15 protein-coding genes are annotated in these 21,149 nt (G+C 43.0%); 10 read left to right on the top strand and 5 right to left on the bottom strand.

The annotated features are described in order from the left end of the window. The first annotated feature begins 259 nt into the window (after positions 1 to 259). From FFR00_RS17335 to FFR00_RS17325, 3 genes are all read left to right on the top strand, one after another. On the top strand, positions 260 to 982 hold the full coding sequence (locus tag FFR00_RS17335; RefSeq protein WP_137674678.1) for a FadR/GntR family transcriptional regulator: 723 nt from the start codon (positions 260 to 262) through the stop codon (positions 980 to 982). A gap of 115 nt (positions 983 to 1,097) precedes the next feature. Continuing rightward, positions 1,098 to 1,340, top strand: coding sequence for a hypothetical protein (locus FFR00_RS17330; protein WP_137674677.1), 243 nt, complete (start codon positions 1,098 to 1,100; stop codon positions 1,338 to 1,340). 87 nt (positions 1,341 to 1,427) lie between these two features. Beyond that, a complete protein-coding gene (locus tag FFR00_RS17325) occupies positions 1,428 to 2,129 on the top strand; it encodes a DUF4336 domain-containing protein (protein ID WP_137674676.1) in 702 nt (233 codons plus the stop codon). 12 nt (positions 2,130 to 2,141) lie between these two features. Here FFR00_RS17325 and FFR00_RS17320 read toward each other — a convergent pair whose 3' ends face one another. The 5 genes from FFR00_RS17320 to FFR00_RS17300 form a co-directional block, all read right to left on the bottom strand. Further along, complete coding sequence (locus FFR00_RS17320) at positions 2,142 to 3,308, bottom strand: sterol desaturase family protein (RefSeq protein ID WP_137674675.1); 1,167 nt, start codon at positions 3,306 to 3,308, stop codon at positions 2,142 to 2,144. Positions 3,309 to 3,626: 318 nt separating this feature from the next. Beyond that, positions 3,627 to 5,252, bottom strand: coding sequence for a phospholipase A (locus FFR00_RS17315; RefSeq protein WP_137674674.1), 1,626 nt, complete (start codon positions 5,250 to 5,252; stop codon positions 3,627 to 3,629). A 220-nt stretch (positions 5,253 to 5,472) separates the two neighbouring features. Beyond that, positions 5,473 to 5,811 (bottom strand): hypothetical protein, encoded by a 339-nt coding sequence (locus tag FFR00_RS17310; RefSeq protein WP_137674673.1) that lies wholly within the window; start codon positions 5,809 to 5,811, stop codon positions 5,473 to 5,475. A 441-nt stretch (positions 5,812 to 6,252) separates the two neighbouring features. Next, positions 6,253 to 8,400: a heparinase II/III family protein gene (locus FFR00_RS17305; protein ID WP_137674672.1), complete on the bottom strand. Its 2,148-nt coding sequence runs from the start codon at positions 8,398 to 8,400 to the stop codon at positions 6,253 to 6,255. A gap of 2 nt (positions 8,401 to 8,402) precedes the next feature. Beyond that, a complete protein-coding gene (locus FFR00_RS17300; protein WP_137674671.1) occupies positions 8,403 to 10,541 on the bottom strand; it encodes a heparinase II/III family protein in 2,139 nt (712 codons plus the stop codon). 320 nt (positions 10,542 to 10,861) lie between these two features. Here FFR00_RS17300 and FFR00_RS17295 point away from each other — a divergent pair, with 320 nt between their 5' ends. The 7 genes from FFR00_RS17295 to FFR00_RS17260 all read left to right on the top strand — a co-directional run bounded on the left by FFR00_RS17295 (position 10,862) and on the right by FFR00_RS17260 (position 20,798). After that, positions 10,862 to 12,628: a transporter gene (locus tag FFR00_RS17295; RefSeq protein WP_137674670.1), complete on the top strand. Its 1,767-nt coding sequence runs from the start codon at positions 10,862 to 10,864 to the stop codon at positions 12,626 to 12,628. Positions 12,629 to 12,730: 102 nt separating this feature from the next. Continuing rightward, a complete protein-coding gene (locus FFR00_RS17290) occupies positions 12,731 to 13,066 on the top strand; it encodes a cupin domain-containing protein (protein ID WP_137674669.1) in 336 nt (111 codons plus the stop codon). A gap of 12 nt (positions 13,067 to 13,078) precedes the next feature. Beyond that, the gene (locus tag FFR00_RS17285) at positions 13,079 to 14,023 is read left to right on the top strand and encodes a sugar kinase (RefSeq protein WP_137674668.1); all 945 of its coding nucleotides are present in this window, start codon (positions 13,079 to 13,081) and stop codon (positions 14,021 to 14,023) included. A 16-nt stretch (positions 14,024 to 14,039) separates the two neighbouring features. Continuing rightward, positions 14,040 to 14,654, top strand: a complete 615-nt coding sequence (locus FFR00_RS17280) for a bifunctional 4-hydroxy-2-oxoglutarate aldolase/2-dehydro-3-deoxy-phosphogluconate aldolase (RefSeq protein ID WP_137674667.1) — start codon at positions 14,040 to 14,042, stop codon at positions 14,652 to 14,654. Positions 14,655 to 14,876: 222 nt separating this feature from the next. Then, positions 14,877 to 17,576, top strand: coding sequence for an Ig-like domain-containing protein (locus FFR00_RS17275; protein ID WP_137674666.1), 2,700 nt, complete (start codon positions 14,877 to 14,879; stop codon positions 17,574 to 17,576). Positions 17,577 to 17,668: 92 nt separating this feature from the next. Then, positions 17,669 to 18,439 (top strand): N-acetyltransferase, encoded by a 771-nt coding sequence (locus FFR00_RS17270; RefSeq protein ID WP_137674665.1) that lies wholly within the window; start codon positions 17,669 to 17,671, stop codon positions 18,437 to 18,439. A 721-nt stretch (positions 18,440 to 19,160) separates the two neighbouring features. Further along, positions 19,161 to 20,798, top strand: coding sequence for a bifunctional diguanylate cyclase/phosphodiesterase (locus tag FFR00_RS17260; protein WP_137674664.1), 1,638 nt, complete (start codon positions 19,161 to 19,163; stop codon positions 20,796 to 20,798). Positions 20,799 to 21,149: the final 351 nt, after the last annotated feature.

Here is a 21,149-nt window from a genome sequence, read left to right as displayed (position 1 = left end):
CGCGGATGGTGTTGTTACTTAAAAGAGTAAAAGAATTATGGTAACTAATTTCCCAAGTCAGTTTAAAAGTAAACGGTCGCTTGATTAGTCTTTAAGTGTTACAAATAAGGCGATCAAGCCTGCATTTGCTAGTATTTTATGTATCTGAGATAAAATAATTACTGTAGTATTAGTAATACTAAATGTGTATTAATTTGTGTTAGCAATGGCAATTCTCAGGGTTGCTATTGCTAACACAAAATTTGGAAAAGGTTATTCTATGTCTAACGAATTCACTCAGATTGAGGGCTCATCACGCAGTCTTCATTTGCAAGTGGCCCGCGAAATTGCCCGCGGTATTTTATCGGGGGCGCTACCACAAGGCAGTATTATCCCTGGCGAGCTTGATTTATGTGAACAGTTTGGTGTGAGTCGCACTGCTTTGCGTGAAGCTATCAAGCTGCTTAACTCAAAAGGTTTGTTAGAGTCTCGTCCTAAAATTGGTACTCGCGTTCGTGACCGCGAGTATTGGAATTTCTTAGACTCCCAATTGCTTGATTGGATGATGGGTTTAAACAACACCGAACTAGCGTATCAAGATTTCTTAGCGTTACGCCGAGCTATTGAGCCAGAAGCCGCTGCGTTAGCCGCACGTAATGCCAGCGCTGAACAGCGTATGGGACTTTCTGCAGTGTTTCAACAGATGGCTGATGTTGCCTCTGGAGCAGATTTAGAAACATCCTGGACTGACGTAGATATGGAGTTCCACCGTTTGGTATTTTTATCAACTGGGAATAGTTTCTATATTCCATTTGCTAATGTATTACGCACCATGTTTATTGGGTTTATCGATCACTCATCGAAAGATGGCGGCACCTGTATTGAAGAACATAAGGCTATCTACGATGCGATTATGGCCGGAAACGCAGATAAAGCACGCGATGCCAATTTAGCCTTGTTAAACAATAGTAATCACCGCCTACCATCGCATAACGCGGCTTAGTATCTAACTACCGTTTTATAAAAGCCTAACTCATTCTTGAGTTAGGCTTTTTTGTTGCTTGATTAATAAAAACAAGGAACCAACTAATTGAGAGTTTAGTTATCATCATGGGATAATGGTTGGAGAAAAAGGCCAAAGTAGAGACTTTGGTTTGCCTACTATTGGTAATCATGTTCGTCTCTCCGCCGGGGCTATTGTTCTTGGCAGTGTTCAAATAGGCGAGAATACAACTGTTGGTGCAGGAGCGGTAGTGGTTAAAGATGTACCTGCTAATTCTGTTGCTGTGGGTAACCCCGCTCGATGTTTTGATAAACCCGTTGAGCATCAAATTGTTGGTGATGAACTAGGTGTGGAGTAAGGTTTCTTACTAAGTCGTCTACTGCCATGAGAATATTCGAGCGGTTATTGGAGTTCTCTCTAAATTGTTTAACCGATAGGGAGTGGAATGAGAAAGCTAGCTGAAGATATTTGGATAATGGAAGGCGAAGCCGTTCCTTTTTTCACCTTACCATACACCACGCGAATGACCGTTGTTCGGCTTGATGACGGCGGGCTATGGCTCCATAGTCCAATCCGTTTTAGTGAGCAGTTAGCTAGTCAATTAAGTGTTCTAGGTGTTGTTAAATACCTGATTGCCCCGAATGATTTACATCACCTTTTTATTGGTGAATGGCAGGGCCGTTACCCTAATGCCAGCACCTACGGCACCGAGCAAGTTATAAACAAACGCGGAGATTTGGTTTTTGACGGAGCGTTAACTAATAGCGCGAATATGCATTGGCCGTGGCAAGAGTTCATAGAACAAACCTTGTTCACCGGCTCACCTGCAATGCAAGAATGTGTCTTTTTCCATAAAAAATCAGCTGTTCTTATTGTTACTGATTTGGTTGAAAATTTTAGTATTGAGCATTTTTCTTGCTGTCATCGATTGATTGCCAAAGGGGTAGGGATTTTAGCGCCTGACGGAAAAATGCCGATAGATTGGCGTTTGAGTTTTATGTTTGGTAAAGCAGAAGCTCGAGATCATCTAGCAAGTATTCTCAATTGGCAGCCCAAGGTTCTGGTAATGGCACATGGCGAGATTGTTGAAACAGAGGCTACAGCTTTTCTAAAACGCTCATTCCGCTGGTTAAGCAAAGCGGAATAAGCGGTCTGTAGCCTAAGCTGTGTGTTTGGTCTTTAGTCTTTTTAGCCACACTTTGAGCGGGTAAAGAGTTTGTCCTATTACTGTCCGAGGCAATCGTTGGGTTGTGCCGTAACTTGCTGGCCAATGTTGTTTGGGAAAATGATAAGTCTTGAATAAGCGGTCGAATAACACGGTATGCGCAGAATAATTAGTATCAATAGCCGGTTTTTCCGAACTATGGTGCCAGTGATGGAATTGCGGCGTAACCAATATGTACTTTAGTGGTCCAAATGAAATACCCAAATTACAATGGATAAGTACTGCTTGCAGCGCGGCGAAGGTAACGTATATATTCAGCGCAGCCTGATCAACGCCCAATAAGTAGAGAGGAATCATTACCATCGCTCGTTCTGAGAATACTTGAACGAAATGTCCTCGCGAACCGGCTAGCCAATCAATATTTTCAATCGAATGATGAACCGCATGAATAGGCCACAAAACTGTGAACTCGTGATAAGCACGATGCTCCCAATATAAAACTAAATCAGCGCTAATCACGATAACGACGAACTGTACAATGGTAGGTATGCTTCGAATGTTTTCTTGAAAGCTGGCGCTAACAGCCCAGTCAAAGTGACTGACATGGTAGTTGGCAAAAACGAGTATGGCCGAAATAGCGAGGTGATTAAAAGAAAAGTAGAACAAGTCTACATCCCATTCAGGCCTCATGATTAATTGATTTCGGTACTTGGGGAATAACTTCTCTAAGCTTAAAAATATGAAGATGGAACCTAAAAATGCCAAGATTAACCAATCAATCCCCAGTGATAGCGCGGCGGGTTCAACGGGGCCTACAGGAATTCTGTATCCACCTAACAACAAAGCGACCGCTGTAAATAGTATTCCCGAAATACCCAAATATTTGTAAGCACCTTTATTGAGCAAAAATGTCAGAATACCTAATACGATTGACGTATACATACCGTATTTAAGCACCTGTTGTAACTGCTCCGCGTCATAGATTTTTCTTAACTCGGTGGTAGTCAGCATGGAAGGATATAGGTAAGCAATAACCGCTAAAAGGCTGAGTATTCCTAGAAATAATGAGCAAAATCCGCTGATTCGTCCTTCACCTAAACGAAATTCTTTGTCTACATTTTTTGAAACGGTACGTGGTTTGTAGTCGTACTCACTATCCATGTGATTCTCTGCTTGTATGGGAACTCAGTTTACGCTTAAGTCTTGGTGCTCAAATAACACTGCTATGAAATGGCAACTGCTGATTAGACCTAAACCGCATTTTGTGGCAGGCATAGTAAAGCGTTTGCTGTTGAGAATAAAGTTATTAACATATTTAATACAACAAAGGGTTTATTGTTAAGCATATGAGTGGGGCTTCGGGGTAGTCTGCTAGGTTTTGTGATTCCAACAGTCCAAACGCCAATATAGTTGGCGTTTGGAAAAGTGAATAGAAGAGAGGGGACTTTAACGCCCACCAGTTTGTTGCTAGCAACGAGATTATTGGTTGATAGCGAAACCTATCCCCAGACTTTTGTTATGTTTGTTGTAGTCAATGAGTGATTCGCCGTAACCATTAAAATACTTAAGATACAGCGCTAATTCTTGGGTAATTCCGTAAGACCAACGTAGGTCTACCGCGCCCTTGTTGTCGCTTTTTAGGTTATTCCGGCCTAAAAAGCTTAAGCGATGTCGGTCATTGATTTGCCATTTGGCTGTGAGCTCTCCGTAACCGTAATAATCTTCCATATTGGGGTTGTCATCTTCTTCCGCTGTTTCCTCAAACCGATACCAAGGTTTTACAGCAATAGTGACTGGTTTAGCGTCAAAGCTAAACTCGGTATATATGCGATTCCACGAACGAGAACGTATTTGGGTCTGACCGTTAGATTCATGCACTAAACCTAAACGTATCCATTCTGGCGACCAAGCCGAGCTGCGCGCCTCTTTTTTGCTGTTCCACTGATAGAAAAACTCGGGCTCGTAGTTAGTTTCCCTCACTGAATCGCCAGAGCGTTCATAAGGTTGCCAAAAGGTTTGTTGGGTATACGCAAAGCTGAGGTTGTCGGTGTCGGTAAACAAGTTGAAGGGCATGGTTAAGCGAAAGCTAAACTGGAACTCCACTTCTACTTTGTCGGGCTGCTGGCCTGGAACGCCTCCTGCCAAGTCGGGAACCGATGGGGAAGGGTTGTACTTGAAAGGCAGAATATAACTATCTCTAAATATGCTCATGCCAGCAAATGTCCATTGGCTGCTATCAGACATCATTTCGCGTCTATCACCAATTCGGTTTAATGCTACTCCTAAGCCGAAGGATTGATTGTGAATGTTGTAATCAAGCATCGATTCACCATAGCCATTAAAGTACTTGGCATAAAGCGAAAACGCTGGCGTTATACAATAGGCAAAGCGTAAATCTATTGCGCCTTTGTTATCAGACTTTAAGTTGTTTCTGCCCATAGCGCTGACGCGATGGTTACATTGGTTGTCACCAAACAAGTAAGCTACAGAAACTTCGCCGTATCCGTAATAATCGGTAAAGTCTCCGCCATTATTAACTTCAGGGCCTATCGGGATCCAAGGTTTAGCGGAGAACAACCAGTCGTTGTAGGATGCATCAAACTGAGCATAAATCCGCTCCCAAGAGCGGTCAAACTCGCCATAAGAGCCATTGGCTTGATGGCTAAAACCAAAACTGGCTGAGCGCAGGTGCCATTTATTCGCGTCAATAGCAAAATTATCAGGTCGCCAAGTATAAATTAGCTCGGGTTCATAGTTGGTATCGCGAAAAGGGGAAGAGAATGGTTTGTTGTATACTTGCCAAAAGCTTCGTTGAGTATAGGCAATACTAAAGTAGTCCCGCTGGCTAAACAGGCTCTCGCCAACAATCAACTTACCACTGATTTGAAACTCGGTTTCTAAGTTATCGATACCGCGATTACCGTCAGCTTCTTTTGTGGCTAAGGCCGAAGAATAGTCACCAAGATCAGGCGGGTTAGGGTTATATTTTCCGAGTAGAATATAAGTGTCGCGATAGGCCACGAGCCTTGGACCGGTTTGTTGTTCTGCAAAACCGCTGGTGCTCGCCAGCGAAAATAACAAGGCGCTAAAGGTTAACTTTTTCATCTCATCCCTGATATTCAAGCAATGGTTTTAAACCTGATTGCAATTTCTATATCAATTTAACAATGTTGTTACCTTAATGTTAGCGGTGATACGTTTAAGATGCGAGGTTTTGTAAGCCAAAGTGTGCTGCGATAGGGTTAGCAACTTGTTGTAACTGAGAGAAAATTTGGAAATAAAAAAGGAAGCGAGACGCTTCCTTTTCTTAGGAGACAAGTACCAGTTAAGAGAGGGTATACGCAATAGCCACACCAAATGCCACAATTGCTACGGTGAATAGTAGCTGGATCCCGGTGGATAATAAGGCTAAAACAAATCCTGCAACTGCAGTGGTTTTAAACAACAGTGAAAATAAAATACTGGTTACCACTATTGCTACCAAAGTGGGGAAGAACCCTTGGCCAATGACTATATCGGTTAGCATGCCTGCTGCAATGGCCAAGATGACCGCAACAAAGCATACATCCATGCCTGAGCGTTCTATTTTTAATACTTGAGTGCCAATTTTAATTGGTGCCAACATGATTAAAGTGAGCAGTGCGAGAGTGATTACTACAGTCATATCATTACCTCATTCCTTGATATTAAGCATCCGTGCTAGTGACAATGAACTGATTTATTGTCATACCTAATTAGGTATAGCTGCAGAATATCTTTCGTTTAGAAAATGAGCCATTCCCCATTTGGGTTAAATTTGTCGTTTAAATAGTGAACACTCTGCTAAGTCTTTGATTATGCTATTTCACAGTGTGAATTTTTTATGACGAGAAGGTTTGTTAGGTTTTCTAAGCGCGGAGTGAAGCGATGTTCCAGAATGTCGTCCATTAGCCCGCTTCAGTTTTTCGTTGTATGAGGAGTTATTGGCGAATGGAGTGGTTACGAACAACCAGTAGAAAGTGTCGTTATATCAGTAAGCTATTGTCTAGTTAGAATCTGAATATAAGTGTTGAATAAGAGAAAGCCTCGCGATAGCGAGGCTTTATAAGCGCTTACATAATAATTGTTATGCAATGAATACAGGACCACTCCAGCGCAGGATTTTACCGTCAACTTCTAGCTGATGCTGAGTGTCTTTTTTTACATTGGCTTGGTTAGACACACATACCGTAATGTGTTTACCCGACACCAGATGAATCGCAACCGCTGACGCCACTTTATTATGAGTGAGAACCTCTACGGCACTTACTTGGCCGCGTGCCTCAGTGCTGGCTTCAATGGCTTCATTAAAGTAGCCGTGAGTTTCAAATACATTAGCAAATAAATGATCTTTAGCTTTCTGGCGAAGTATCAGTACTGGCTCGCTGCGTAAATTAAAGTCAGCATCATTGGCGCCAGTGCGCGCCATTATCACTTGGCTGTTCGCTGTTGCTGAGCTTATTACTGAGTAATAACTGTTGCCTTGTAACCATGTCATTAGGCTTGAGTTGTTTACCTCTGCAGTCGCTTGATGCCACAAGTGCTGGTAACCGTGTGCGTCGCCCAAGGGTTTTAACGTGGCTTTGCATTGGTAGTTAAAATCGCTGTTAATAAAGTGACCAGAGTAGTGCAGGGTATAGTCGTAGTTATGTTCTTGCTCACTCACCAAGCGGAATAAATCTAGCACTAATGGCTTAGTAAAGCCTTCCGCTTCAAACATTATAACGCTGCGTTGTTGGTCTACACCTGGGTAGTAGTTACGTACAAACGCACTCATCGCTTGTAATTTGCTGTTGCCGCTTACGAAGAAATGTTTCTCTCCCCACTTTTGTTCAGCGGTTGCTGTGTCACCTTGGTTTTGGCTTTGGAAATCAACCACCACGGTATTATGGGCAATCGTTTGCTTAGCGTAGCTTTTGTTTTCAGGAATGTAGCGACCACCGAATTTAGGCTCAATGTTTACCCAGCGGCCATAACCGTAATCGTGAAGCACTTCTTGGCCACGATTAAATAGGTTGAAGTGCAGGCCATCAAAGTGGCCGTGGTCTAGCGCCGAGTGAAGTTTATGATCACTGCCGTGTTGGCCAAACCATAGAAGCGCCATGCTGTCGTCTTGCCTAGTGTCACGGTGGCGTAAAATCGCCACGCCGCCGCGATCGCCTTCAGCGCCGTCTGTTAACACTAAACTGCCCCAGTTAAAACCGCCTAAGTTTGCAGCGTTATTGCTGGCATCAGACAAGCTAGCGCCCGAGGCGTGTACCCACACTTTGTTTTGGTGTTTAGCCATAGCAACCAAGTTTGCGTCACGTTGGTAACGGCTAAAGCACATGCTGGTCGCAATCAAAATGCCTTCGTCATTAATGTCCATAGATTTAGAGGAATCATTAAGCGCTGGCAGTACACCATTTGGAAAGGCGGTAGACATTACCGCGTAAGTGGTGGTTTTAATCACTTGGTCTTTTAACTGATAAATACCAATTTCTGGTTGGCGACGTTCAATGGCTTCGGCAAACAAAAAGATTGGACGCAGCGAAAAGCGGTGATAGTAAGGGCCTTCCATGTAGTAACCGTCTGGCGAAAATAATTGAGTAAGTTGGGCAATAAAGCCGCCACTTACGCTATCGCCTTTTAAACCGTATAAGGCTTTATCTACACTGGCTTGGTCTTGAATGGCATAGCCACAAATACCTACCCCTGCTACTGCCCACAAACCATGGTTATGTACTATGTCAAAATCATGGGCATAAACGTCAACAAACAATTCAATCATCAATTTGAACAAATCATTTTCGATCAATGTTTGTTCATCGTCTGCGAGTTTGTGGCGAATACACGAATAGGCACATGAGGCGTAAAGCATCCACATGTTTTCGTTCAAGGTTTGGTGAAACAAGCGCCCTGGTGGATTGGTGTCTCGGCTAGTGTTTAGCTCTAAAGTAGGGTACACCTTGGCGTATTCAACCAGCATGCTTCGCGCATAATCTAGGTAGCGTTGTTCTTCTGTAATTAGGTACAAACGACCGGCTAAATCTAAATGGATGTAGTTTTGCTTATGGCGGTTATGTTCGTAACCACCGGCTTCACCGTGACCAGGGATCTCGATGCCTAATGGCATGTATGCCTCTAACGCGGCTATTTCGCTAGCGATAGATTGACCAATAAGTGAATCGGTATTTAATTGCTTAGCGAGCTCTTTTGCTTCTTCAAAGCTTATCAATAGTGGTTGGTAAGTCATGATTAACCTCGGTTCTTTTCTAACGCCAGAGATCCCTGCCAGCAATAAGTTTGTTGATTAGTTTCTATAGAATGCTGAGTATCGGCGCTTATGTTTCGCTGATTACTAAGCATTACGGTGAAATGAATATTTTCGCCCAGTATTTGAATCACAGTGCCTATTTCGTTACTGGCTATCACCTTTACTTCTGTTACTTTACCGCGAGCATTGGTACTCGCTTCTACGGCTTCATTAAAGTAACCATGTGTTTCCAACACGTTGGCAAATACTGTCGATTTGGCTTGGCGGCGCAGAATAAGACTGGTTTCGCTACGCAAGTTATATTGTGGGTCATTGGCACCAACGCGGGTAAAGAATAGCTCGTCGTTGGCTTCACTGGCGCTAATCCACGAATAGTAGCTATTGCCTTGTAACCAGCTAACAAGGCTGTTGTTTGCGGCTTTGCCTTGGGCAACATTCCATAAGTGCTGGTAACCAAAGTCGCTACCCATTGGCAAGAGTTCGCCATGCATTTGGTAGTCGCTGTTACAGCGAATTATTTGCCCTTGATATTGCAATGCGTAGTCGTAACTATGCTCTTCTTCACTGTTTATGCGGAAAACATCTAACAGCAAGGGGGCGTCTAAGGCATCATCGTTTATCAGCAATAAGCTGCGTTGCTGGTCCACGCCAGGATAAAAGTTATCGGCAAATGCACTTACCGCTTGCAGGTCTTTGGTTTGGTTTTCGAAGAAATGTGGAACACCATGTTTAGCGTCGGCAGTTTCTACATCAAAGTCATTTTGGCAACCTTGGTCTACTGCCACCGCGTTATGGGCAATAGTTTGGCGCGCGTAAGACTTGTTTTCATCTAAGTAGCGTCCGCCAAATTTTGGCTCTACGTTAACCCAGCGTCCAAAACCGTACTCTTTAAGCACTTCTTGGCCACGGTTAAAGAAGCTAATGCCTAAGGTGTCAAAGTGACCATGCCCCATACCGTGTTGGCCATAGTTCATAACTAATTGGCTTACGTCACCGTCTTGGCTTTGAAGGCGAATAAAGCCCTGAGCACCACGGTCTCCGTTTGGTCCTTCGTTCAATTCAACACTTGGCCAATGCGGCAGGCTGGTATTGGTTGATTTTTCAAAGCCTTGTGAAAGCGCTGAACCACAACCGTGTATCCACACTTGCTGCTGAATGTTAGCCATACCGAGCAGTTTGTCATCGTGGCCATAATGTTTGTAGGCCAAACTTACTGCTACCACCACGCCTTGGTCTTTAATACCCATAGATAAAGACGCATCGTTTAAAGCAGGGAATACGCCATTAGGATAGGCAGTGGCTAATAAGGCTTTAATGGTTTTACCAATCACTTGGTCTTTGTATTCAAAAATATTTAGGCTAGGGCGATGGCGGTGCAATACTTCAGCAAATAAACACAGAGGGCGAATCGCATAACGGTGATAATAAGGCCCCTCCATGTAGTAACCGGAAGGTGCAAACAATTGACTAATTTGCGCTAAGAAGCCACCACTTACATCATCGCCTTTAAGGCCATGCACAGACATTTCAACGTACTCTGGTTTATCGATGGCTAAACCACAAATCGCTACCGCAGCTACTGCCCATAAGCCATGGTTATGAATGCGGTCAAAATCGTGACCGTATTTTACCGTGAACATATTCAACATAGGTTGGAATAGTTTGCTTTCGATGTGCTGGCGCTGTTCATCATTCAACCAGTGCTTAATGCAGCTATAGCCTAAGCTTGAGTAAAGTAACCACACATGTTCATTTAGGATCTGATGGAACAAACGACCTGGTGGGTTGGTGTTGCGTTGAATGTGAAAGCCAAAGCCTAAGTATTTGTCGGCATATTCAGTCAGTATCTCAGCGGTAAATTTGGCGTATTGTTCGTCGCCAGTGATTAGAAATAAACGACCCGCCTGATTGATGTATTGGTAGTTTTGCTTGTGACGGTTGTGCTCGTAGCCGCCGGCTTCTCCATGTCCCGGTACTTCGATAGGGGCGGCCATGTAAGTTTGAGTATCGCTAATCATTTTAGCTAGGCTTAAACCCATTAAGCTGTTGGTACCAAGCTGCGCACTAATCTCGGTAATTTCTTGCTGGTCGAGTAGCACTGCATTTGTTGTCGCAAGCATCTAAAAACCTCTGAATACATTAATTTATTGCTATAAAGTAATACAAATAAAGGGTGGGTTCATCCTTGCGGACAAAAAATAGTGAGATTACTCACAATATATCTTTCTTTATATTTTATGTTTGTGGTGTTGCTGCTGATCTGTGTATTCGTTGTTATTGCTGGCTTTATGTGCTTTTTGACGCATCAACTGAATGTATCGGAAAAATAATTGGATCTTCATCACGAATAAAGTGTTTTTGTATTACAATATAATTTAATTGTTTTAGACTTAGCGTGTTCTTACATTTTCTCATTAAACTTTAACCTTCAGAGGCGGCTATGAGTATTGATATCGTTGTTGTACTGGCCTACTTCGTATTTTTAATTGCGATAGGTTGGATGTTCCGTACCTTCACATCTTCTACCAGTGACTACTTTAGAGGCGGCGGTAAAATGCTGTGGTGGATGGTAGGTGCGACAGCATTTATGACTCAATTTTCAGCATGGACCTTTACTGGAGCAGCAGGGAAAGCATTTAGCGACGGTTTTGCCATCGTTATCTTGTTCTTAGCCAACGCGTTTGGCTACTTTATGAATTACATTTATTTCGCACCGAAGTTTAGACAACTTCGCGTGGTAACAGCCATAGAAGCCATTAAGAAACGTTTCGGACGTACCTCTGAACAGTTTTTCACTTGGTTAGGTATGCCAGACAGCCTTATTTCGGCGGGTGTGTGGTTAAACGGTTTGGCTATTTTTGTTGCCGCTGTGTTCAACATCCCAATGGAAACAACCATTATCTTTACTGGTGTAGTGCTAGTGATTATGGCGGTAACCGGCGGTTCGTGGGCTGTTGTCGCGTCTGATTTCATGCAAATGTTGGTTATTATGGCGGTAACAATTACCTGTGCCATAGCGGCTTACTTCCACGGTGGTGGCTTAACTAACATTATTGGTAACTTCCATGGCGACTTCGTGATGGGCAGTAACCTTAATTACGTGAGTATTTTCTTACTATGGATTGTTTTCATCTTTGTAAAACAGTTCGGTGTAATGAACAACAGCATTAATGCTTATCGCTACCTTTGTGCTAAAGACAGCGATAACGCGCGTAAGGCTGCAGGCCTAGCGTGTATCTTGATGATTGTTGGCCCTCTTATTTGGTTCTTACCACCTTGGTACGTTAATGCCTTTATGCCTGACTTTGCCGAAGCGTATAGCTCGGTAGGTGGTGCTGATGCAGCTTACCTGGCCTTTGTACAAAACGTTATGCCAGCGGGCATGGTGGGTCTGTTAATGTCGGCAATGTTTGCGGCAACCATGAGCTCTATGGACTCGGGTCTTAACCGTAACGCCGGTATCTTTATTCGCAACTTCTATTCACCCATCGTGCGTAAAGAAGCCGCTAGCGAAAAAGAACTGATTGTAGCGAGTAAAGCAGCCACTATTTTCATGGGGATTGTGATTATCTCTATCGGGCTATTTATTAACTCGCTTCGTCACTTAAGTTTGTTCGACATTGTATTGAATATTGGTGCCTTAATTGGCTTCCCAATGCTCATTCCTGTGCTACTAGGCATGTGGATCCGCAATACGCCTGATTGGGCTGGTTGGGGAACCTTAGTTGTGGGTGGTGTGGTGTCTTACGTATTTGGTATCGCGTTAACTGCAGACGATATTCAAAACTGGTTTGGTTTGGACCAAGCGTTAACTGGTCGTGAGTGGGCAGATCTTAAAGTTGGCCTGAGCTTAGCGGCACACGTAGTGTTCACTGGTGGCTTCTTTGTAGCCTCAACCATGTTCTTCAAAGGCCGTTCACCAGAGCGTGAAGCGGAAGTTACCGAGTTGTTCCGTGATTGGAATACCCCTGTTCACGCTAATACTGAAGAGCAACACAACCTAGATACTAAGCAGCGCTCAATGTTGGGTAATCTAATTAGCGTAGCTGGCTTCGGTATCATCTCTATGGCGATGATACCAAACGATATTTCTGGCAGAGCCTTGTTTGTACTGTGTGGAACTATTGTACTAGTAGCGGGTATCTTGTTAGTTCAAGCGGCAAGAAAACCAAATAAAAATATACCGGCAGAAGCGACGACGGAATAAGCGCTAGATGCTTAAACCAAGGCGAGCACAATGCCCGCCTTGGTTTATAAAAAACGGATTTGCCTTAAGCACAACCGAAAACTAACCATAACGAGAAACATTATGACAGCATTTTTTGATTCAGCAGCAACACCTTGGGACGATCTAGGCGACGGTATCACGCGCAAAATCGTGGGGCACACAGACCAACTAATGGTTGTTCACGTACGTTTTGAAAAGGGCGCAATTGGCGCACCACATGCCCACGAGTTACATGACCAAATTGGTTACGTAGCCGAAGGTAGTTTTGAAGCTGAAATTAACGGCGAGAAGAAAATCGTTAAGAAAGGCGATGCCTATATTGCTCCCAGAACCTTTATGCATGGCGCAGTGGCGCTTGAAGAAGGCAGCGTATTAGTAGATTGTTTCTCACCACCGCGTGAGGACTTCTTGTCTTAAGAGGAAACATTCATGACTGAGTTAAAAGTCGCCTTTATCGGCGAATGCATGGTAGAACTACAGCAGCAAGAACAAGGCCTTCGTCAGAGCTTTGGTGGCGACACACTAAATACTGCTGTTTACTTTTCACGGATTAGTGAAAAAGCCAAAGCAAGTTATGTTACTGCATTAGGTAGCGATAACTTGAGCGAGCAAATGATCGCTACTTGGCATGCTGAAAATATTGATACCCACTTAGTGCAGCAACTAGACGATAAGATACCGGGCATGTACATGGTGCAGGTAGACGAAACCGGTGAGCGTAGCTTTTTGTATTGGCGTAACGATTCAGCGGCAAAATTTTGGTTAGACAGAGCTAGCGAAGAGCTATTGGCGGAGCTAAGCAGCTACGATGTAGTGTACTTATCTGGCATTAGCATTGCAGTGTTACCTGAAGCATCTCGTGAAAAACTCTTCCAAGTATTAGCTCAGTGCAAAACCAATGGGGCTAAAGTTGTTTTTGATAATAACTTTCGCCCAGCATTATGGCAGAGCAAGCAACAAGCAATTGAAGCTTACGCAAAAGTATTAGCTTGTACTCATACCGCCATGCTTACCTTTGATGATGAGCAAGAAATTTACGGTGATGAGAATATAGAGCAGTGCATAGAGCGCACTTTAGCTTTAGGTGTTAGTGAGTTGGTCATTAAACGCGGTAGCAAAGACTGCTTGATTGTGACCGAAGATGGCGCAATTAGTGTGCCTGCAACCAAAGTAACTAACGTGGTTGATACTAATGCTGCGGGTGACTCATTCGCCGCAGGGTACCTTGTTGCACGTTTACACGGTGCAAACACCGAGCAAGCTGCGTTAACTGGCCACAAAGTGGCAGGTACTGTTATTCAGCATAAAGGTGCGGTAATTGACGCTGCGCATATGCCAAAAATTCAGCTATTATTTACCGCAGATGCGGTATAAGAACTAGGAACAAAACATGAACTTAAATGAACAACTTCAAGCGCTTAAAGTAATTCCTGTTATCGCTATTGATAACGCTGATGATGCAGTGCCATTGGCAAAAGTATTGGTAGAAAATGGTTTGCCATGTGCCGAAATTACCTTTAGAACGCCTGCTGCAGCGCAAGCTATTGCTAATATGCGTGAAGCTTACCCAGACATGCTAATTGGCGCAGGTACGGTATTGACTAGCGCGCAAGTAGACCAAGCTATTGATGCTGGCGTTGATTTTGTAGTAAGCCCTGGTTTTAACCCCACTACTGTTCGCTACTGTCAGCAACGCAACATGCCAATTATTCCTGGTGTTAACAATCCATCGTTGGTTGAGCAAGCAATGGAAATGGGTTTAGACACCTTGAAGTTTTTCCCAGCTGAGCCTTCTGGCGGTGTAGGCATGTTAAAAGCCTTAACTGCGGTTTATCCGGTTAAATTTATGCCGACCGGCGGTGTATCAGTTAAAAACATTAATGATTACCTCAGCATTAATGCCGTTTTAGCCTGTGGTGGAACGTGGATGGTACCGGCAAACTTAATTAAAGAACAAAACTGGGATGCAATTGCAGAGCTAGTTAAAGCGATTGATTTAAGCTAGTTTGGCATCTTGTTTTAAACGGCCCTTGCAGAGCATTCTGCAAGGGCTTTTTTTTGCTTGCGTAGCTGTTTAAAAAATCTTTTTTAAGGGGCTAGTTAGCAAGTTTTTATATCGCTAATTTTAGTATAAGCTTTTGTTTAAACATTGATTTTGTTTGTTTATTGATGCTTTAATTTTATTGTTCTAGTATCAATTTATGCTTTCATCATTAAGCCAAAGTATATGAACAAGTTTTTGTTTTACTGTGCCATGCTTTTCGTTGTTGCATCGCTTAATGCTTGTATTTTTGAGACTACAGGCAACCTAAATGTCGCTAAACTGCAAATCTCGCTGGTGGTAGAGGAAGGGAGTTCAATATCGGCCTCAATACCAAAAGGTTTTCGTCAGGCTGTTGTAGCTACCGCTACGCTTTATAACGGCTCAATTAAAGATGTTACTGAAGAGGTCGAATGGTTTAGTGGCGACCGAAATGTTGTGGTTTTTGATGGCAACAAGATTGTTGGGGAGGATCTAGGACAAGCAGTGGTTTTTGCTGAACTGAAGGGTTTTCGAAGTAATGTTCTAGAGCTAGAAGTAAGCGCCGCTATTCCCACTAAGTTGCAATTGACACCAGCATCACTGGTTTTACCATCAGGAATAACGCGCAACTACCAAGCTCTAGCGACTTTTAGTGATGATAGCGTTTTGAATGTTACTGATTCCGTGGATTGGTTTATTAGTCATGCCGGAATCGCTGCGCTTAGCAATGGAGTACTGGCAGCGCTAAGCCCAGGTGTGGTTACGTTAAATGTGTCATTAGGCAATTTGGAAAGCAACGAAAGCCAAGTTGAGGTGACGTCGGCTGAATTGGTGTCTATTCAAGTTAGTAGCGTTGTTTTATCAATTGCTAAAGGTACAACTAATCGCTATACCGCAATAGGTACATACACAGACAGCAGTACCCAAGATATTAGCGAGCAGGTATCTTGGATTAGCAGCGAATTAAGCATAGCAAGCGTTGATAAGGGTTTGGCCTCTGGGTTAGCGGCTGGTAACAGTATTATTAGTGCCCGTTTAGGTGATATTACCAGTAATTCAGTTGATTTAGCCGTAACAAACGCTGAGCTAACGCGTATCCAAATTACTCCACCTTCAAGCAGTATTGCTAAAGGCTTAACCCAAGCCTATGTTGCCACTGGCACTTATACAGACAATAGTACTCAAGACATAAGTACATTAGTGTCCTGGAGTAGCAGTGAACCGAGTATAACCACTATTGTTAATAGTTTGGCGACAGGCTTAACTGCCGGTAGCAGTGTTATTAGTGCTAGCCTAAGTGATGTAATGAGCAATACCGCTAGTTTAGTTGTAACAGATGCAGAACTCGTAAGTATTCAAATTACTCCACCTATAAGCACTATTGCAAAAGGCTTAACGCAAACTTACTTCGCTACGGGAACGTTTACTGATAATAGCACTCAAGATATCAGCGGAATCGTGTCTTGGAGCAGCAGTGATCTTGATATTGCGACTATTGTCGCAGGATCTGCTAGCGCGACAGAAACAGGTAGCAGCGTTATTAGTGCTAGTTTAAATGGCATTGCAAGTAATACAGCCAATTTAACAGTGACCGCAGAAGAGTTAATTGGCATTCAAATTACTCCACCTTCAAGCAGTATCGCTAAAGGCTTAACTCAAGCCTATGTTGCCACAGGTATTTATACCGACAATAGTACCCGAGATATTAGTGGCGTCGTGTCTTGGAACAGCAGTGACTCTCACATCGCCACAGTAGTAGGTGGGATGGTGAATACTGTTGCCACAGGCAACAGTGCTATTACCGCCAGTTTAAATGGCATTGCAAGCAATACGGCCAATTTAACAGTGACCGCAGAAGAGTTGCTGAGCATTTCCATTACGCCTGCTGCGGCTAGTAGCATAGCAAAAGGTAATACCAAATCTTACGTGGCAATGGGTGTTTATACCGACAATAGTTCCATAGACTTAAGTTCAACAGTATCTTGGAATAGCAGTGATGTAAGCGTTGCTACTATTGTCAATGGTTTAACCACGGGCGTTATAGAGGGAAGTACCACTATAAGCGCAAACTTAAATGGTATTAGTAGTGATGATGTCAATTTAACGGTTACAGCCGCGGAGCTTGTTTCTATTAGTGTTGAGGCATTAACGGACATTTTGGTTGTATCACGCTCCAGTACTTACATTGCTATGGGGACTTACTCTGATGGTTCCACTGTCGATGTGAGCTCTTCAGTGGTTTGGCTAAGTAGCAATACCGGCTTGGTTAGTATTGTATCTGGTACGGCAACCGCTTTGGCTTCAGGCAATGTTGATATATCAGCAAGTCAAGGTGGCGTCAGTAGCTCAACAAGTAGCTTAGAAGCTACAGCCGCAGTACCCGAATGTGGACTGGATTCATCTGCGGGACCTTGTATAAAGGTTACACTGGGTTTGAGTGGTACTGCACTTAATCGACAGTTTACCAATACACCGAGTCTGGCGGTGCTGAATACTATGGGTTATACCATAGACAATAGTGTAAATAATACCGGGACTACTTATTCTAATACTTACGACCGCTCAGGGATTTATAGCCCTATAGGGGAGTTTGCAAGAATGAAACAATCTGGCAGTGGCTTAAGTCAATATGCTCGCTACTGTGCAGATTTAAATACCTTGGCATTTAATTCAAAAAACAATTGGCGACAAACATCAGTATCAGAGTTAAATGATTTCTACGATGACCATAACAATGTTACCCAAGATAAGTTATATATTGTGGATGGTTGGTCTATATTTTACGGTTATTGGACGGATACCCCTGGAGGCGCAGGGTTTCAATTCAAAGCTCTTTGGGATGGTCAACAGGCTGCTTCAGCGGCAACCCAAGCGCGTCCTGTATCTTGTGTTTCCGATCCCTAGTTGATGAGTAGTAGCAACTGATTGTGCAGTGTCAGTACCCACATCAATTTGGCTGCTAGAGTAGGGCCCGATCCTACTTGGAGTGCTAGTTTATGGACTATATACAACTTAATGCCGAAAATATTGCTGATGAACATATCTGCTGCGGCTTTTCGGATAAAAAGTGTACAGAAAGTTACCTAGCAAAAAAAGCATGGCTAAGGGAGCAGTTCGATCATGGATTGGTATTTGAGCGACTCGATGAACGGGCTAAGGTATTCATTGAATATCAACCTGCTGAAAACGCTTGGTTGCCGATTGAAGCAGACGATTATTTGGCCTTAGCTTGCTTTTGGGTGTCTGGTAAATATAAGAAACAAGGCCATGGTAAACGCTTATTGGCGTCTGCCCTTAGTGCCGCAAAGCAACAAGATAAAGCCGGTTTAGTCACTGTGGGAGGGCGTAAAAAGTATCATTTTTTGAGTGATACTAAGTGGTTACTTCGGCAGGGCTTTAGAGTGGTAGACGAGGCGCCAAACGGCTTTGTATTGCTTGCGCTTGATATCAATTCTAAGCGTAACCATAAACCGCCTTGTTTTAAGGAAAATGTTAAGTCTCCCTCTTTAAACCAGCAGGAAAAGACATGTGTAGCTTACTATTCTAATCGCTGTCCCTTTGCTGAATATCACGTTACCCAATCGCTACAAGAAAGTTGTAAAAAGCGAAACATTACTTTGCACTTAGTTAAATTTACTAGCTCGGAGCAGGCTCAAGCTAGCCCAACACCAGCGACTATTTTTAGCTTGTATTATGATGGCCAGTTTATTACTACAGATATCAGTGCGTGTATGGATAGCCGCTTTGATAAGTTTATCGAAGTGTAACTCGTCATGTTAACTAAGGATTCTAAAGGAAAAGTTGTATTTTATATGTGGTTTTATTGGATCGGGGAAAACCACCTACGCAAAAATACTGGCTGATCAATTACTCGCTTTTCGTTTTACTATGTTGAATGGATGCCCCCATTATTTGGTGAGCATAGGGAGCGAAAGTCTTCGATAATCGTATCGCCACGCTTACTCGCCTTTTTCAATAATCGGCCGTTGATCTTATCAAGCTAGGCAATTCAGTTGTTCTAGATAGCGGTTTATGGCGACGTATTGACCGTGAACAAATGGTGCAGTGGGTTGAATCACTCGCTATTGATTATGAGATACACTATTTGAATGTAAGCTTTGCAAGGTGTTGCGAACGAGCTTACTTGCGAAAAGGGGATTGTGGCCAACACGCCTACAAAAGACGCCTGAAATGATGACTCAATTTTGGCAAAAATTTGAGGTGCCAACTGAGGATGAGCTTGTAAAGTGGGTAGGGGATTAAACTGATAAAGTAGTGAGGCGAGCTTAAGTTAATCATTATTATAGATTTTTATTTTGTGTGATTACTTATTAAGGCTTGTAAGCTTTAGCCTAAAGCAATAGACTTTAACTTTATAATTATATGACATTAATCACAAAGTCATTTTTGCTAATGCTTCTACATCATACTTGATGATAGATCCAAAACGCGTTTTGCGATTTAGGATGAAAGCTCAAGGGACTGAGTTTGGATAGACAAACTAGTAAGTTAAATTTAAAGGTATTGGCCGAACTAATCTTCGCTTTAGTGGCTATTTTAACCTTAGGCTTTATGTTAGCGCGTTTCGAAGCGTTTGAATCTATATATAACTTCTCGCGTGCTCATGAAAGCTGGGAGTTAGACGAACTAATCATTATGCTGCTGTTATCACCGGTATTTTTGGTATGGGTGTTGGCACGTAGATGGATAGAAGCCTTACAAGAAGCAAAACTTAGAGACAAGCGCGAACGGCAATTAGCGTATCAAGCTACTCACGACCCCCTTACAAAATTACCCAATCGATTGTTACTTGAAGACCGACTTAGCCTTGCAGTAGCTCGCGCACAGCGCAACCATACTCAAATTGCAGTTATGATGTTAGATCTCGATGATTTTAAGCGAGTGAATGACGAACTTGGCCACGATGTCGGAGACCGCTTACTGGAACAGTTAGTCGCCCAGCTAAAAGCTTGCGTCCGAGCTGAAGACACCATCGCGCGTTTTGGTGGTGATGAATTTGTAGTAGTACTTTGCAGTGCTACCGAGCAGCAAGCCTGTTTGACATTAGTTGACCGTATTCTGGAAAACTGCGTAAAGCCGATTACCCTCAATGGTATAGAGTTAATTACTTCTGCCAGTGTGGGCCTCACTTTTTACCCCGATAATCATCATGAAGAGTTAGCACCTGAACAGTTAATTCGCCAAGCTGACCAAGCGCTGTACCAAGCTAAATTAGCAGGTAAAAATTGCTACTCCATTTTTAATAGCGAAAGTGCCAAGGCGATTAAGTGTTCCTACGCTAAGCGTAAAGCGTTTGCTTATGCACTAAATAATCAGCAACTCCAGCTATTTTATCAGCCTCAAGTGAATATTAAGACTGGCCAAGTAATAGGCGCTGAAGCGTTGTTACGTTGGCTGCATCCTAGTAAGGGCTTGCTCTCTCCGATGAGCTTCTTAGATGCTATTGAAGAGCACAGCCTAAGCATTGATTTGGGGGAATGGGTTATCGACACTGCCTTGGCGCAATTACAGCGCTGGCAGCTAACAAACTGTCGTTTTAAGTTGAGCATTAATATTGGTGCATTACATATTCAACAATCTAATTTTGCTGAACGCTTGCAACAGCGACTGGCTAAATATCCCAGAGTTAACCCAAATTGTTTACAGTTAGAAATTACCGAAACTGGCATTTTAGATGATCTGCAGAAGGTAGCGGAAACCATAACGCAATGTCAGAAGATGGGCGTGAGCTTTGCCTTAGATGATTTTGGTACCGGCTTTTCGTCACTCACGTATTTACAAAGCTTGCCCGCAGAGTTGATTAAAATTGACCGTAGCTTTGTTCGTGACGAGTTGAATGACCCTAAAGACTTACGCATGATTCAAGGCATTATTAGCTTAGCCAAAGTCTTTTCTTTACCGGTTATCGCAGAAGGTGTGGAGTCTGAAGCGCAGCAAAACAAGTTACTCAGTTTAGGTTGCGAGCTTGCTCAAGGCTACTTGTACGCCAAAGCCTTACCGGCTGATGAGTTTTTATTATGGCTAACAGAATGGCAAGCTCAGGAAGGTCGTCAGTGTTCTTCTCCTGCGGTTGAGTATTCAAGTACTCCTAAATTAGCCTTGTAACTATCTGGATTAGTGGCTGTTGTTGCCTAAAGATAACTCAATGAAATTAGCCATGTTAATAAGTATTGTGGTGAACAGGCTTGTTACCATTTTTGCAATTTCAACTTTATTCATATCAGTTTACAGATGGTTGAACTAACCCTCGTTTAAAGCGTTTTATGTTTTGTAGGCAGAATATGTCCCTCGAAATGTAAACCTTATCCTATTTATTTTAAATTCCATCAACCTACTTTAACTTTGTTTTTGCTCTGTATTTCAAATGCATCTTAGCTTGTTATGTTGCGATTCGTGTAAATCGTCGAGTCTAAAATTGTTGAATTTGTCTTAACCTAGCCCATGATGCTAATTTTA

Origin of the sequence: Agarivorans sp. Toyoura001, from assembly GCF_005405585.1 — a bacterium.
Classification (GTDB): domain Bacteria; phylum Pseudomonadota; class Gammaproteobacteria; order Enterobacterales; family Celerinatantimonadaceae; genus Agarivorans.
This window is presented reverse-complemented; position numbering and strand designations above follow the sequence as displayed.

Bases quoted from the DNA above. Each gene is read 5' to 3' on its own strand.
- FFR00_RS17335 (WP_137674678.1), top strand. From the start codon at position 260: ATGTCTAACGAATTCACTCAGATTGAGGGCTCATCACGCAGTCTTCAT.
- FFR00_RS17330 (WP_137674677.1), top strand. From the start codon at position 1,098: ATGGTTGGAGAAAAAGGCCAAAGTAGAGACTTTGGTTTGCCTACTATT.
- FFR00_RS17325 (WP_137674676.1), top strand. From the start codon at position 1,428: ATGAGAAAGCTAGCTGAAGATATTTGGATAATGGAAGGCGAAGCCGTT.
- FFR00_RS17320 (WP_137674675.1), bottom strand. From the start codon at position 3,308: ATGGATAGTGAGTACGACTACAAACCACGTACCGTTTCAAAAAATGTA.
- FFR00_RS17315 (WP_137674674.1), bottom strand. From the start codon at position 5,252: ATGAAAAAGTTAACCTTTAGCGCCTTGTTATTTTCGCTGGCGAGCACC.
- FFR00_RS17310 (WP_137674673.1), bottom strand. From the start codon at position 5,811: ATGACTGTAGTAATCACTCTCGCACTGCTCACTTTAATCATGTTGGCA.
- FFR00_RS17305 (WP_137674672.1), bottom strand. From the start codon at position 8,400: ATGACTTACCAACCACTATTGATAAGCTTTGAAGAAGCAAAAGAGCTC.
- FFR00_RS17300 (WP_137674671.1), bottom strand. From the start codon at position 10,541: ATGCTTGCGACAACAAATGCAGTGCTACTCGACCAGCAAGAAATTACC.
- FFR00_RS17295 (WP_137674670.1), top strand. From the start codon at position 10,862: ATGAGTATTGATATCGTTGTTGTACTGGCCTACTTCGTATTTTTAATT.
- FFR00_RS17290 (WP_137674669.1), top strand. From the start codon at position 12,731: ATGACAGCATTTTTTGATTCAGCAGCAACACCTTGGGACGATCTAGGC.
- FFR00_RS17285 (WP_137674668.1), top strand. From the start codon at position 13,079: ATGACTGAGTTAAAAGTCGCCTTTATCGGCGAATGCATGGTAGAACTA.
- FFR00_RS17280 (WP_137674667.1), top strand. From the start codon at position 14,040: ATGAACTTAAATGAACAACTTCAAGCGCTTAAAGTAATTCCTGTTATC.
- FFR00_RS17275 (WP_137674666.1), top strand. From the start codon at position 14,877: ATGAACAAGTTTTTGTTTTACTGTGCCATGCTTTTCGTTGTTGCATCG.
- FFR00_RS17270 (WP_137674665.1), top strand. From the start codon at position 17,669: ATGGACTATATACAACTTAATGCCGAAAATATTGCTGATGAACATATC.